We start from the raw sequence: 16,781 nt of genomic DNA, 5'->3' as shown, positions 1-16,781 counted from the left end.
TAATTGAGAATGGTACTCTGGGCGCGAGATTTAACTGATTTTGAGTTGTCTGTTAGCTACCGTCAATTTTAGGACAAATGTTGCTTCAAAAAATCTCGAATTTGCTTGAGCTGAAATCCTTTAGCAAGTTGGCGCAGGTGATGAACGAAAGGCACTAATGTCGGGTCAGAATGTTCGAGTTTAGCAGTTTCTTCCAGAATAGCTTCAATATCGCCCATTGCAGCCAATCTTAACAACGCCAAGACTGACTCTGAGGCAGGAGACACCATCGTTGAGTCAGCAGCAGCAATCTCAGAAGATGCTTTTGCAGTTTGATCTGTGCGCTTTTTGGTTTGTGCTCTTTCTTCGTAAACCCATTCTAGTCTCAAATGCAGGCGCAATAATTCTAAAAGCTCATTAGTTTGAATCGGCTTGGTGAGAAAATTATCGCAACCTGCAAGTATGCTCTCTTGCTTGGTAGTCTCGTAAACGTTAGCGGACAAAGCAAGGATAACCGTATCTTTTAATTCCGGCAACTGTCGTAGCCGCCTGGTAGCTTCCCAACCGTTCATTACGGGCATCAGCAAATCCATTAAAATTATATCCGGTAGAAATTCCTGTGCTTTGTGCAAGCAGTCTTCGCCGTCTGTAGCTTCTGCAATTTCAAAGCCTAAATGAAAAAGCAGCCTATGCAACATGGCGCGATTTACTTCGTGATCATCCACGATTAGCACTTTCCGCTGGAGGCCGATAAAACCTACAAGCCGCCTTTTTTCTTGCCGGGAGGGGAGTTCCGAAGACTGGGCGACTGCGGGTAAGTCTAGATCCAACCAGAATATGCTGCCTTTGCCAGAGGTACTTTGGACGCAAATTTGGCTGCCCATCATTTTGACTAATTTTTGGCTGATGGAAAGTCCCAGTCCCGTACCTTCAACGAAATTTTTATGATCGCCAACTTGATGAAAAGGCAAAAATATTTCTTCTAATTTATTCTGCCCGATGCCAATGCCGGTATCTTCGATTTGAAAGCGAATTTTAGGGGTAGGGGCACGGCCAGTATTGTCTGTTTTCACCTCGCGCGCTTCTGTTGTTCCTAGCGGCGGGTTAGACATTTGCTCCGCGTCTATATTCGCGGTCAAATTAATTGTTGGAGGGGCAATTTCCGCTGTCAAACTAGAATTTTTGCAGTTGGTTTGAGGATAATTATCGGGGAAAGTTTCTGCATAACCGACTTTGAATGTAACGCTGCCGCTGTTCGTAAACTTAACGGCATTGCTGAGCAAATTAATCAAAACTTGACGCAACCTTTTTTCGTCTGCCAAAATGCCGTCTGGCAGCGCTGACATCTGCTCGTAATTAAAGGCAATTCCTTTTTGAGCAGAGCGCATCTGGAACAAATCAATAATACTTTTCACAAAACTAGAAAAATGCACGTTTGTCAGCGACAGATCCATTTTACTAGCTTCGATTTTCGAGAGGTCTAAAACGTCATTAATCAGCATCAGCAGGTGGTTGCCGCACTGGTGAATGTTGTTAAGGCTTTCCTGCTGATCTGCGGTAAAGTTTTTATCGACTTTGAGCAGTTGGATGTATCCCAAAATGCCGTTCAAAGGCGTCCGCAATTCGTGGCTCATGTTGGCGAGAAAGTCGCTTTTAGCGCGGTTGGCGGATTCGGCGGCTTCTTTAGCTAATTGCAGGGCGGCTTCTGCAAGTTTGCGATCGGCAATTTCGCTTTGTGCTTGTTCAAATAGCATTGATTGCTGAATGGCGATCGCCAACTGCACCCCCAATTGTTTTAGGCACTCTCCCTCCAATTGCTGCCAGGGACGCGGGCCCGTGCAGTGGTGGGCAATTAACAGCCCCCACAAGTTTTCGCCTTGCAAAATCGGCACTACCAGATTCGCTCTAACATCGAGACGAGTCAACAAAGCCAAGTGGCAGTCGGCCAGGCCAGCATTGTGAACATCTTCTATGGCTTTAATTCTGCCGTCTTGGTAAAGAGGAACGTAGGCTGCCCCGAAACAGGGGTCATAAATTTCCATTCCTACAATTGGTCGGACATTTTCGGCAACCGACTCGACAGCGATAAATCCACTCCAATCTGGATTGAATTGGTAAATAATAGTGCGGTCTACTTGCAAAAAATGCCGCACTTCTTCGACGCTTTTGGTAAGAATTTCTTCAAGATTGAGAGAAGATCTAATGCGTTCCAGCATGGCTACTGCCAACTGTTCGCGCTTTAACTTCTGCCGCAAAATCAGTTCAGCTTCTTTGCGTTTTGTGATGTCGGTAATTACTCCAATTAAGCCGATGTAATTTCCATTAATATCTTGAATACTGTCGGCTCGCACCAGAGCAGTTACTGCTTCGTAGCTTTTAGTTTGCAGCGCAACTTCGCCACACCAAGAGCGACCTTGGCGAAGGTTTTTATAGATTTGTTTGTAATTTTTATACCGGACATAAAACGCGGTCATATCGCCAATATCATTGAGTTCTTCCACCGTGTAGCCGTAGCGCTGAATGAAGGCTTGATTGTGGTAAATAGACCGCCCTTTCAAGTCGGCGATCACGATCGCGTCGCTGGTACTTTCGACGGCTTGAGTGACCTGCAGTAAAGCTAATTCTGCTGCTTTGCGATCGCTAATATCCGTCATTGAACCCACCATCCGCAGAGGGTTTCCGGCTTCGTCCCACACTGCTTGAGCGCGGGCGAGAACCCACTTATAGCTACCGTCTTTACACTGCAAGCGGTATTCGGCGGCGTAATTGGGGGTTTGGCGATCGAGATAACTTTGGATCGCTGCTTGCACTCGTGAGTGATCGTCTGGATGGATGCGCTCGATCCATGCGCTGTTGTTGCTGTCGATTTCGCCCTCTGCGTAACCGATAATTTCTTGCCAGCGGGCCGATCGAAAAGCTTCATTTGTTTGAAGATTCAGGTCCCAAATTCCGTCTTGATTGCCTTTGAGAACTAACTGCCAGCGTTCTTCACTTTTACGCAATTCTTCTTCAGCTTGTTTGCGCTGAATATGATCGCCCAACTGAGTCGCTACAGCCTTGACCAACTCTACTATACGCGGTTCCATAATCGAGCGATCGCGCTTGCAGAATACTAAAACTGCCAGCACCTTTGAGCTAGCGTGAATTGGCACTCCGAAACAACCTTTCAATCCGACTGATTTCGCCATTTGCGATCGGGCAAAAAGATGATTTTTGGCTAGAGAAATATCTTCAATCCATTCTACATTTCTGGTTGACCAAATCCGTCCAGGTACTGCCACTCCGGCGGCGAATCTAATTTTTTTACTTTCGCGGCCGAACCTATCTAAATCGCGATCGCTAGCGTACCAAGTTTCGCTGTGTTCCAAAAAAGTACCATTAGCATTCGGTATCCAAGCTTCCGCAAAATTCCAGCCGATCGCATTGCACAGCAACCGCAAAATATCTGGGAGAGCGCTGTGAAAATCTGCCGACTGACTAATAGCTTGAGTTGCTGCCAGCAACAGCTTTATTTCATCTTCTGCTTGCTTGCTTTCTGTAATATCAGTTCCCGTACCGAGAATTTGTTTTAACTTACCGTCTCCTGTTTTCGCAAATACAGTATCTCGGCTGACCATCCAGCGCCAAGAACCATCTTTGTGCCTAATTCGGTATTCAATTTCAAAGATATCTCCTTCGCTGCCTGTTTCTACTTGCAGTAAATAATCAGGCATTTTGATTGAATCTTCGGGGTGGATTAAAGTTGACATCATCCACGGCCCGATTGCCTGAATCTCCTCTACTGTATAGCCGAGAATGTGGTATATAGAAGCGTTCGCATAGATGTTTTTTTGTTCTATTAAGTCATAAACATACAACATATTAGGACTTGCCCCAGCAATTTGTTGAGTTAACCGCTGGCTTTCCCGCAGTGCTGCTTCTGTTTTTTTTCTTTGGGAAATATCGCGAACAATGCAAATGATTTCCCCGTCGGGCAGCATTGTCAGCGAGACATCTATAGGGACTTCCGAGCGGTCGCGACGGCATCCTACTGCTTCGGTGCTGTAAGAACCTTTCTGCACTAAATTCGGCAGGACTTCTTGCTCGAACCTTTGCAGCTCTGCACCTTGGTAGAATATTTTCCAACTGTTACCTAAGATTTCTTCGAGAGAGTCGTAACCGTAGATTTTGAGTCGGGCTGCGTTGCAATAAATCACCTCTTGGTCGGCACTGAATATGGCGATACCTTCGGAAGCGGCAGCCATTGCTGCTGCTTGCCGGTGGAGTTTTGACTCGAAACGTTTGCGATTGGTGATGTCGCGGACGATCGCGATAATTTCGTCATCCGTGCAGAAAACAATTCTCGCTTCAAAATCGTACAATTCATCATTAACTGGCATTTGATATTCTACAACTTGAATCTCGCCAGTGTCGATCGCTTGTTGATTGCCGGACAAGATTTTTTCAGCAAAAGCATGCGGTAATATGTCTTGTGCTTTTTTGCCAATTAATGCTTGTTGTGGTAGGATATTCTCGAAATATTTGGCCGGTTTGAAGTCTACAAAAGTGCCGTCTGCCAGACAGCGAAATATCATGTCTGGTATCGCATTTAAAAGAGCGCGGTTGGTGGCTTCGCTCTTACGCAATTCAGCTTCAGCTTGCTTGCTAAATGTAACGTCGCGAGCCACTGCATAAATCAAACCTTCTTCTGCAAACGGCGATGCTGTCCACGATAGCCATTTATAAGTACCATCTTGGCAAAGATAGCGGTTTTCTAAGCTAATAACGGGGTGGCTTTTTTTAAGCTTTTCTAATTCCGCTAGAGTAATTTCTAGGTCTTCTGGATGCACGAATTCTATCAAAGGTTTGGCTAAGATTTCATCACTGCTATAACCTAATAAATTTGACCAAGCGGGGTTTAATCGTTTGAAATAGCCGTCAAAACCTGCAATGCAAAGTAAATCCAGCGAGAGATTAAAAAATCGATCGCGGTCTTGCTGGGTTTGTTTCAATTCCGTAACATCCATCACCAAACCGTCCCAAACTATATCGCCGTTGGCTTGCTTTTCTGGCTTTGACGCGCCTTGCAGCCATTTCACTCGATCTCCCATAACTTGCCGCCACTGGTGTTGCCAAGCTTGCTGAGTCGTCGCTGAATTTGCGATCGATCGCTGCAAGTCTGAGATGTCGTCCGGGTGAACAGTTGCAAAAGCCAACGTGGCATTTTCTTCTATTTGTTCTGGCTTTAAATTGTAGAGCTGCCAACTGCCAGAAGAAACGTAAGTAAAAGATGTTTTTCCATTTCCATAAAGCCGATATTGATAAATCATTCCCGGCACGTTGTCCGTCATTATTTGAAATCGAGCTTCGCTTTCCTGCAACGCTATTTGCTGGCGTTTGTAGTCAGTCACATCTCGCATTGTTCCGACCAACATTTTAGTCCCATCGGCTTTTTTAAATACTGTTTTTTTAGTAGATATAATGCGTTCTTGACCGCCGCCATCGGTAAACAATTCTTCTGTTTCCTCAGCAAAACTTCTTTGCAATACTTGCTCGTCTCGTTGCCCAAAAAAAGCCGCTTGTGCTGGGGGTAAAAAATCGTATCCTGACTTGCCAATCAGTTCCGATCGCCTTTTTCCTATCAAATTGCAAAAAGCATCGTTTAATACGATCCATCTGTGCTGCTCATCTTTGACAAAAATCGGGTCAGGAGTAGAATTAATTGTGTGATTTAAAAACTCTTCTGATGCTTTTAATTGAGCTTCGTAACGGTAGCGATCGCTCACGTCCAAGACTACTTTAATCAGGTGGTCGATCGAGCCGTCTAGGGCGCGAATACAGCGCAGGGAAACTCTAGTATAAACTGTTTGTCCGTCTTTTCTGCGCCACCTTTTGTCTAGAACATAGCCTTCACTCTCCCCTGCAAAAATTTTTTTTAACTGTTCTAAACTTGCCTGCAAGTCTTCAGGAAAAACCCACATCTCCCAATTCTCATGCCAAAAATCCTGGCGATCGTATCCCAGCAAATCGCACAAAGCATCGTTCACTTCTAACCACTCGCATTTTTCTGGTGCTGAGGGGGAAATAGGAGGAGCAAGAATGGCAATTCCGACGAGAGAATTCTCGACTACCGAGCGATATTTTTCTTCACTTTTTCGCAAAGCTTCTTGGTTGTGCTGTCGCTCGACTGCGTAACGAAGCGATCTAATTAACACTTCGCTGTCGATTTTTCGCTTCACTAGATAATCTTGAGCTCCGGCTTGGATTGACTGCACGGCAAGCTCTTCATCGTTGCGGGCAGTCAGTACGACAATCGGAGTATTTAGGCTATATTCTTGTATTTTGACAATTGTATTTAAGTCTTGGCTATCGGGCAGCGAAAGATCTAGTAAAATCACATCAAAATGTTCGCTGACCAAAAGTTGCTGCGCTTTGCTGAGACGGTCTGTACAACTTACTGATAGCCTTTGGGGTTCGGCTCTACTGACATTTGTTTCTAATAATAATTCTTCGATCAGATCGGCTTCTGCTTGATTGTCTTCGACCAGAAGAACTTTAAAGCCGTTTCGCTTTGCGGGTGGGCTCAAAACTGATATCATATACCTTATTTTTTGTCAGAAGGCAGTGTAGCCAACTATTATAGCATATAAAGAATTGTCTAGCCACAAATCCTGCCGTTACCAGTTAAAAACTCTTTGGTTCAACAATTACAATGCACTTTATCTCAGATGTTGGACGGTTCTAAAGAAGGGGTTTTCCTGCCGATTTCACAAATAGTAAATTTTCTGGGGAGGGTTTCTTCTAACCAGCCCTTAAAAGGCTTATTAAAAATGGTACAATATCTGATATCTATGCGATTGTGTTTTTCCTCTAAGTAGGCTAACGCAATCAGGGGGAAATTTTTTAAGGTTTTTAGACGCTGGGTTTCAGGAGGAAACTAAGCTGCTTAGTATTTTTTTCGGCGATCGCCCCTGTGACACGATGTTAGATTTTAGATTTAGTCCACAGATGAATCGGGGATGTGGAACTAGAATCTCCAATTTTCGGCGACTCACGACTCTTCTCGGAAAATAAGTATCGGTTTTTGGGCGGGTTCAGCCGATCGCGCGATCGAACCCCACCCTTTATTGCCATTGGATTCCGCTACCAACACAATCCAAGCTATCTCCCCACACCCATGAGCGCTCAACGCCAAAAAAGCCGTGGGAAATATCTTCGCTATTCATATTTTTACCCCTTCTTTTATAATACCTTACATAAACTCATTACTGCAATTTCTTTACTTTTTGCAATCAAATAAAATATCTCCATAGGCCTTGCTATTTAGCCAAAAAGTGATAGTCTTTAAATAGAGGCAATCGAAAATTCGGTTGATACAGCCTAGGAGAAAAATTGAGAATTTTTGTAACAAAATTACAATTCCCAATAAACTGTCTTTTGTTTACTGTCCTTTGACCGAAATGAGCTGAAGTTGAGAGGAAAAAAGCAATGCTCGACAATTTAGCAATTGAAAAAAAAACCGGTTTAATTCCCAAAGAAAAAGCCTTAGTATTGTTGTTTGATGAAGTCGGCATCGCCGACATCCCATTAGTAGGGGGAAAAAATGCTTCTTTGGGCGAAATGATTCAACAGTTAAGCCCCCAAGGAGTTAGAGTTCCCAACGGATTTGCAACTACAGCATATGCTTACCGGTACTTCATCCAGTCAGCGGGTTTAGAAGCTAAATTGCGCGAAATTTTTGCCGATTTAGACGTAGAAGATCTGCAGAACCTGCGACAAAAAGGCAAGCAAGCGCGGGCACTGATTCTCGACACACCATTTCCGCGAGAACTCCAAGCGGCGATCGCGGATGCTTACGAAAAATTGTGCGATCGCTACGGCGACAGTACAGACGTAGCAGTGCGTTCCTCTGCCACAGCCGAAGACTTACCCGACGCCAGTTTCGCGGGACAGCAAGAAACCTACCTCAACGTCCAAGCTTGCGCTGGCGTCCTCGAATGCTGTCACAAATGCTTTGCTTCCATATTCACAGATCGCGCGATTTCCTACCGCCAACAGCGGGGATTCGACCACTTTGAAGTCGCCCTATCAGTCGGCGTCCAAAAAATGGTGCGATCGGACTTAGCATCCTCCGGCGTCATGTTCAGCATCGACACCGAAACCGGATTCAAAAACGCCGTATTAGTAACCGCCGCCTACGGATTAGGCGAAAACGTCGTCCAAGGCACCGTCAACCCCGACGAATACTTCGTCTTTAAACCAACCTTAAAACAAGGTTTTCGTCCGATTTTAGACAAACGTCTCGGCAGCAAAACCCTCAAAATGGTGTACGATATCGGCGGTTCTAAATACACCAAAAACGTCTCCGTCATCGCAGCCGAAAAAAATAAATTTGCCATCCAAGATGATGAAATTATGCAACTCGCAAAATGGGCCGTCATCATCGAAGAACACTACTCTAAAGTGCGCGGGACTTATACCCCGATGGATATTGAGTGGGCAAAAGACGGCAATACGGGCGAATTGTTTATCGTCCAAGCACGACCCGAAACAGTACAATCTCAAAAATCTGCTAAAGTTTTGCGAAACTACAAATTGCAAGGTAGCAGTGGAGTTTTAGCAAAAGGACGCGCCGTTGGCGAATCAATCGGACAAGGCAAAGCCCGCGTAATTTTAGATGTTCACCGAATCGCTGAATTTCAATCAGGAGAAGTTTTAGTTACCAACAAAACAGACCCCGATTGGGAACCGATTATGAAAAAAGCAAGTGCGATCGTCACCAATTCCGGTGGTCGCACTTGTCACGCCGCCATCATCGCCAGAGAAATGGGAATTCCCGCCATTGTCGGCACTGGCGACGCCACCCAAATCTTGAAAAACGGGCAAGAAATCACTGTTTCTTGTTCCGAAGGAGACGAAGGCAAAGTTTATGCCGGTTTGCTTCCTTTTGAAATTCAAGAAACTGCGATCGAGAATTTACCCCGCACCCGCACTCAAATTTTAATGAATGTCGGGAACCCAGAAGAAGCCTTTGGTTTATCCGCAATTCCTTGCGACGGCGTAGGCTTAGCGCGGTTGGAATTCATAATTGCCAATCACATTAAAGCACACCCGCTGGCACTGATTCACTTTGACGAATTGGTGGATGAATCAGTCAAAGAAGAAATTGCAGAACTGACAGCACTTTACCAACACAAACCCGATTTCTTCACCGACAAACTCGCCCACGGAATTGCCACAATTGCCGCCGCATTTTATCCAAATCCAGTTATTGTGCGGATGAGCGATTTCAAGAGCAACGAATATGCTAATCTTTTGGGAGGGCGGCAGTTTGAACCCAAGGAAGAAAACCCGATGATCGGGTGGCGTGGCGCCTCTCGCTATTACGACCCAAATTACCGCGAAGCTTACGCTTTAGAATGCAAAGCATTAAAGCGAGTTCGCGACGAAATGGGCTTGACAAATGTGATTCCGATGATTCCATTTTGTCGCACCCCGGATGAAGGGCGAAAAGTGTTAGCCGAGATGGCAAAACACGGTTTAGTTAAGGGCGAGAACGGCTTGCAAGTGTATGTGATGTGCGAATTGCCGAGCAATGTTATATTTGCTGACGAATTTGCCCAAGTTTTTGACGGATTCTCGATCGGCTCTAACGATTTAACTCAGTTAACATTAGGATTAGACCGGGATTCTGCTTTGGTCGCACACATTTTTGACGAACGGAATGAAGCTGTCAAGCGCATGGTAGCAATTGCCATTAAAGCGGCCAAGAAGTACGATCGCAAGATTGGGATTTGCGGTCAAGCGCCCAGCGATTATCCTGAGTTTGCTCGTTTCTTGGTTGAGTTGGGAATTGATTCGATTAGTTTGAATCCCGATTCGGTTTTGAAGACTTTGTTGGATGTTGCTAAGGTGGAAGGTGCGGGTTCGTTGATGGATTTAGCGGGGGATATTGCTAAGGTTTAACCGTTTTGGTTTTGAAGAGCAACCGGGTTTCTCAAAAAGTTTGTGGGATGGGCGTCCCGCCCGTCCCACAATAACAATTAAAATTGTAAGTTATTTAATTCGCCTTCCTCAGCCGCCAGCTAACGGTTAACACAGGGGCGGCATAGTTTGAGACTTGATCGGGAACTTTTCTTATTTAAAACCGTCTTGTCGAGGAGGATTTTTTGTTGCCGATCGCCTAAATTAAAACAAATATTCTCCACATAAGCTCTGAAAAAGTGCTAACTGCTCTCCTGATTATTTTCATAGGTTTAGCTCCGTCGGTGCTGTCTTTGTGGGTGATGCGCTCTGCCCAAAGCCAAGCCCGCGATAGAATTGCTGCGGCCAGACAGGCGGTAGCGAATAGATCCATGCGAACTCAACTACAAACTGCCGATCGCACTTACATACAAAGCCTCGGTTATGCGATCGGCGATATCACTTGCGAGTATAACGCCCGCTCTAATTACATTCGCTGCGCGGTCAATCCTTCTGGGCCCTGTCAAGATTGTCGGTACTACCAAGCCAGAGCTCTTGACGCTCGTGGTGAAAAGATATAGCTTATATTGGTGCTTGTATCTACGCCTATTTGCGGATGTAATAATCAATGAGTTAATATGTACTTACGTGTAAGGATTATGGTTGAAGCTTGTTTTGGACGAACCCCGCCCAAACTCAGCAGTTAAAACCTATTCGAGCATTATTGCTTGGTTACAGTTGGTGGTTAAAGTTGCCATAACAGGGGAATTGCGATCGGTGTTTTTTTAGTTGAGGATTTACGATCAGAAACGAAGTTTAGATAATAAATTTTGGTTGGGTGGCGAGAAATCTAGAAATAAATTGGGTTTCTAGTCTCCTGCGCGTAACTCCTGCAGTTAAAAAAATTAGCCAACAAAAATCGTAAGTAGCTGAGGGGCCAGTCTCTAAATCAGTTTCTCCCAAACATCATGAAAAATTCTGCACGAAACATTGTTCCGAGCTTTTATCTTAAACAGAAACCAGCTCCAAGACTAGCTTGTTGATAGTTTGAGAAGTTGCTTGTGGGCAGCACTAATCTGTTTTTGCGATCGTCGCGAAACAATCTCAAACCTAGATTGCTATCTCCAGACTGCAAGTCATGAATTTTTAAGACGCTTCGTCGATACAGGGTATGCCAATTTCAATTGAATCTCATATGTTGCACCATTTTCAAGAATAGGCTTTGTGGCCTGTTCCACAATAAGTGAATTTTCTTATGGGCTGGGCAGGAGAACTACCCATAGAAAGGTTATTGAGAATGGTAAAAGATATCAGTTGAATGACACTTCGGGCAAGGTCGGCATAATTATGTGACGGCTATCACTCCCTAATCAATGTCTGGTTGCTATTGTGAACAGGGCTTGCACACCAAAAGCAAAGAAACCGAGTTTTTTTACCGGGAGCGAGGGCTGCCAAGAAGTCTTTTCGTCCCTCAAACCAGGTTTATACGTCTAGAAATAGTGAATTTTATCTGCAAATAAAGTGCATTAGACGATTTACAGAAAACCTCATTAAGTAAATTTTTGAGAACTGGTGTTATTATCTACTGCGCGATGTAAGAGATAAGCGTGTAACAGATACACTCGCTAACAGAAAAGAAAAAAGTCGAAAGCCAAATATCACCCGATACAGAGATTCTGGGGATTTAAACCCCAAATCCTCAGCGCTTCTGCCGGCGATCTTGGCAATGCTATTAAATATCAAGATAGCAGGGCTTTGTGCTGAGTAAAATTCGCTTTTTGCTCTTGATTCAAGTCAAGCTGCACCGCCTCTTACTCTGCAATTAAACCTTTTCAAGAAGTGATAATGATCATCTGGAAATGGGTACATCATCTACAATTCGTGAGCCAATTTGACCATGCACAGCATCTGCAACAAACCAATTTTTATCACCCCCAAAATATGTGACTCCACCGCAAGGAATGCGGTCGCAAAATCCCGAACAACCGCAACTTATCATCAGAAAAAAAACATAAAACAAGTAAAAACAGAGGAGTATTTCCTGTCCCAGAAACTGCGTGGCGACAGAGGAATTGGGCATCCCCACAGAGAATTTTTGCGAGCCACCGAGTCTCTGGGTGTCCAGACTCTAAAAAATGTACTGTTCCTCGATGCCAGAGTAGAGAACTGCGACAGCTTGGCAAGAGGAGGAACAGCCGATACAGAGGTATTTGTATTGGACTCGACGGGGGATGGAGTCGAGCAAATTACTAGAGTTTTGGCTAATTACAGCGATTTAGACAGCCTTCAGATAGTTTCTCACGGTCGAGAAGCGGGGGTGCAGCTAGGGTCGATCGAACTCTGCAGCGACAACTTAGAAACTTACAGCCATTTCCTACAGCAGTGGGGAAAAGCCCTCAGCGAGAGAGGAGGTATTTTGTTATTCGGGTGCAGCGTCGCAGCAGGGGAAAGCGGCGAGGCCTTCGTGCGGCGGCTGAGCTTGATAGTCGGTGCAGATATTGCAGCTTCCGACAACTTGACGGGGAGTGCGGCACTCGGTGGCGACTGGGAATTAAAATTTGCGACCGGGGAAATAAAAGCGAGAATCGCCATTGAAAAAGAAGTGCTCGCAGCCTACCCTTACGCCCTCGGCACATTAGTTAACGAAACTTTCAAAAACTCCACAGTTAGGGGGCCTTGGATTTACGGGGGAAACGACGGGGCACTGTTTGATCCCAGCAACGGGGTTGCAGCAGCCAATCAACGTATCCCCGGCATTACCGGAGGCACTGTATCCGGCGTACTTCCGGCTTTGGGCGGTGCAAGTCCCGGCGATGGCGCTCTGCTATTAACTCCAGCAGTAAACCTTCGAGAAGCCTTCGTCATCTACAACAACCCCATTCCTTCAACCGACGGTATCAGAGTTCAGTTTGATTTTTATTCTTACGGTTCAAACCAGCAATCTAATACTCCGCAACCATTTATTACCCCTCAGCCTGGGGACGGGCTGGGTTTCTTCCTGATTGACGGCACTGTTAGCCCAACCAGGACTGGGGGTTATGGCGGTTCTGTGGCTTACGCTCCACGAACGGGTATACCCGGTATTGAGGGAGGTTATTTAGGCATTGGGCTCGACGAGTTTGGCAATTTTTCAACGTCTACAGAAGGGCGCTCTGGCCCACAGCCACCTCCGATTCCCGGCTCCTCTATTGGTTCTTTCAGACCTGATTCAGTAACTGTTAGAGGAAATCAAGCAAACGGTTATCGGTTTTTAACAAATGCGATCGTTCCCTTCGGCATCGATAACATTCCTACGAGTATTAACTTTATCGGCCCTCCCGGCACCACTTTTAACTTCAGCAATACGTTCACGAGCGATCGCAATTTAGCCAAAAGATCCGTTCAAATTACGCTGAATCCATCTAACGATCCGGTGGAACCTTCTCGCCTCACCGTTGCCTTCGATGAAAATTTAGACGGCATCTACGAAACTACATTGATCGACATCCGCAACTTAGCAACTGAAAACGGCCCAGTACCGCCAATTTTCAAATTTGGTTTTGGCAGTTCCACAGGAGCCGCCAACAACATTCACGAACTTCAAAACCTGGTAGTTGAAACTATCAATCCTCCGAGTATCGCCGCTGAGGTTGCCACTATCAAGACCGGTCCGCAGTTCGTCAAATCCGAAGGCAGCATTACCTACACGATTACTACAGTAAACAAGGGGCCAGCGCCTGCTACAAATGTTCTGATTCAAGACGAAATACCTTTAGAACTGCTGCGTCCGGGCGGATTGCCACCGATTCTCAGTGCCTCCAACAACGGCACTTACGTGAACCAAACCAAGGCAGTCACCTGGCCGTTAATTCCGGTTCTCAATGCCGGCGAGACTGTGACTTACACCCTGACAATTGATTTGCCGCCCGGTTTAACCAGCGGTAGCAGTTTTGCCAACGTTGCATTCAGCACTAGCTCGACTTTCGACCCCGACCTCAGTAACAACAGCGGTGTACTTGCGCCAGGGCAAATCGAGGGGCCTGGTGTAGTCTCTACCACAGTGGTTGATACAGTCGCGGATTTAGTTACTACCAAAAGTGGCCCTGTGACTACCTCGGCCGGGTCAAGCGTCACCTACACATTGACTACCACTAACATAGGCCCCGACCCGGCTGCCGATGTGACCATCACTGACAGCATTATTCCGGGTTTAACAGGAGTCAGCGTATCGGACGGCGGGACTTACGACCGTGTTTCGGGCATTGTCACCTTTCCAGCACTGACGGCGCTGGCAAATGCGGCTACTGCGACCCGCACTGTCAGTTTCAGTGCCCCAGCCACCGTTACTGCCATCAGCAACACGGCCCGGAGTAGCGCGGCGACTTTCGATCCGATCGTCACTAACAACAACGGTTCGACAACCAACAAAGACGGCACTCCCACTAACTCTACGGTTACGACAAGTATTGCGCCCAACGCCGACCTCGCAACCACAAAAACGGGCTCTACGAGTGCTAATGCTGGTAGTTCGGTCAGCTATACGATCACCACAGTCAACTTAGGGCCGAGTCCTGCAGAAGCTGTAACCATCACGGACAGCATAGTTCCTGGGTTAACCGGAGTCACGGCATCGAACGGCGGCGTTTACGATCCACTAACCGGCATTGTCACCTTCGCGCCCGTGGCAATCGCCAACGCGGAGACTGTCACCCGAACGCTCAACTTCACAGTACCGCCCACCCTAACTTCCATCAGCAACACGGCCAGAAGTACCTCCATCACTTCCGACTCAACTCCGGCCAACAACAACGGTACAAACCCCAACGCCACCGTCACCACATCGATCGAGCCTGTGGCCGATGTTGTCACCCAAAAAACGGCTCCGGCCAGCATCAAGGTGGGCGACACCCTCCTTTATACAATTACTACTACCAACAACGGGCCGAGTCCTGCGACCAACGTAGTCATCACCGACAGCCTGATTCCCGGCTTAAGTAATGTCAGCGTGTTCGATGGCGGAACCTACAATGCTGCCACAGGAGTGATCGAGTTCCCAGCGATCGCGACTTTAGCCAGCGGCAGCAGTGTCATCCGCCGCCTAATTTTTGTACCCCCGCCTACCCTGACGAGCATCACCAACATTGTATTAAGTCGATCGTCCACTTTTGACCCGGACTTAACAAACAACAACGGCTCGACAGTCGCAGTGCCGGGTGAAGCGGGGGGTCAAGTCATTACCTCGATCGAGCCTGTGGCCGACCTGGTTACGTCCAAGAGCGGTCTCACATCTGCTCCTGCTGGTAGTTCCGTGACTTATACTATAACTACTGCCAACAATGGGCCGAATGCTGCTGAAAACGTAGTGATTACAGACAGCATCATTCCCGGTTTAACGGGAGTCAGCGCATCCGATAACGGCACTTACGACCCGGTGACAGGGGTTGTCACCTTCCCAACAATTCCCAGTTTGACTAGCGGCAGCAACATCAACCGCGAGGTAACATTAGTCGTTCCAGCGACGGGCACTATTAGCAATACTTCCCAGAGTCGATCGACCACTTTTGACCCCGAACTCAGCAATAACAACGGTTCCGAGTCCAGAGCCACCGTCACCACCGCCATTTTACTCGCCCAGCCCACACCCAACAAACCTCCATCAGCCAACAGCAGCAACGCTGCGCTAGCGCCAAACAGCGTTGTCCAAATTAGCGGACTCGGAGGCGGAGACTCTGACGGCACAGTGGTTACATTCACCATCAGCACCCTGCCACCGACAAATCAGGGCGTCCTGTTCTTGGGCGACCCCGCAACGGGGGGAATCGCTGTCACAGCAGGTCAAATCCTGACAGCCGAGCAAATGACACAGTTATTCTTCCAGTCGGCCGGCAATTTCACAGGAGCTAATTTTACCTACAGCAGCCAGGACAATCTCGGTGGCAGCAGTCCTGCCGCCACAGTTTCTCTGCTGTCGCTGGCGTTCAACTACCCGCCGGTACCCACAAACTTCAGCAAGACCCTGGCGCCAGACAGCACAGTCAACCTCACAGGGCTGACGGCCAAAGACCCCGACGACTCGATCGAATTCTTCACTATCAACACCCTACCGGCGACCAATCAAGGCGTCCTGTTCTTGGGCGACCCCAGTCAGGGAATCCGGGTCACGGCAGGCCAAAGACTTAGCACAACTCAAATCAGCCAGTTATTCTTCCAAGCAACCAGCGAATTCGCCGCCACCAACTTTACCTACAGCGCCACAGACCGCCGCGGCGCCATCAGTCCAGCCCCCGCTACAGCCTCCCTGCTAGCACTATTACCTCCCATCGACCAGCCACCCGTCGCCAACAACTCCAGCGTCGCTTTGTTGCTGGAAACAACCGTGAACATCCCCGGACTCGGAGGAACCGACCCAGACGGGACGGTGGTTTCCTTTACCGTAAACACCTTGCCGCCACCCAATGAAGGCACGCTGTTCTTAGGCGAACCCAGCCAAGGAGTGCGGGTCACGGCAGGTCAAACCCTTACAGCCGAGCAAATTACCCAGTTGTTCTTCCAGGCATCGGGCAATTTCATAGGGGCTAACTTCACCTACAGCGCTACAGATAACCTCGGCGCCACCAGTGCGGCAGTCGCCACTGTCTCTCTCATTCCCCTTAAGGGACCGATACCGACGCCGACACCGGTGCCGACACCACCAACACCGGCACCCGCGCCGATACCCGCGCCGATACCACCAACACCGGTACCCGCGCCGATACCCGCGCCGATACCCGCGCCGATACCACCAACACCCACACCCGCAGCGGAACCAACACCCACACCCGCAGCGGAACCAACACCCACACCCGCAGCGGAACCAACACCCACACCCGCAGCGGAACCAA

Annotated in this window: 4 protein-coding genes; 3 read left to right on the top strand and 1 reads right to left on the bottom strand. The window is 47.5% G+C overall.

Features of this window, described 5'->3' with window-relative positions:
- Positions 1–68: 68 nt before the first annotated feature.
- Complete coding sequence (locus tag Q5691_RS03620) at positions 69–6,557, bottom strand: PAS domain S-box protein (protein WP_333343920.1); 6,489 nt, start codon at positions 6,555–6,557, stop codon at positions 69–71.
- Positions 6,558–7,446: 889 nt separating this feature from the next.
- Here Q5691_RS03620 and ppsA point away from each other — a divergent pair.
- From ppsA to Q5691_RS03605, 3 genes are all read left to right on the top strand, one after another.
- Entirely contained in the window at positions 7,447–9,924 is a 2,478-nt protein-coding gene (ppsA, locus tag Q5691_RS03615; RefSeq protein ID WP_333209881.1) for a phosphoenolpyruvate synthase, read from the top strand.
- 257 nt (positions 9,925–10,181) lie between these two features.
- Positions 10,182–10,502 carry a DUF6464 family protein gene (locus Q5691_RS03610; RefSeq protein ID WP_333209883.1) on the top strand — a complete coding sequence of 107 codons (321 nt, stop codon included), beginning with the start codon at positions 10,182–10,184 and terminating at the stop codon, positions 10,500–10,502.
- Between the two features lie 1,316 nt (positions 10,503–11,818).
- Positions 11,819–16,781 (top strand): DUF4347 domain-containing protein (locus Q5691_RS03605; protein ID WP_333343919.1); only part of this gene is annotated, 4,963 nt, incomplete at its 3' end.

This window comes from Microcoleus sp. w1-18aA5, assembly GCF_036701705.1.
GTDB lineage: Bacteria > Cyanobacteriota > Cyanobacteriia > Cyanobacteriales > Microcoleaceae > Microcoleus.
This window is presented reverse-complemented; position numbering and strand designations above follow the sequence as displayed.

Excerpts from the sequence above, each read along its gene's own strand:
- ppsA (WP_333209881.1), top strand. The coding sequence starts at position 7,447 with ATGCTCGACAATTTAGCAATTGAAAAAAAAACCGGTTTAATTCCCAAA.
- Q5691_RS03620 (WP_333343920.1), bottom strand. The coding sequence starts at position 6,557 with ATGATATCAGTTTTGAGCCCACCCGCAAAGCGAAACGGCTTTAAAGTT.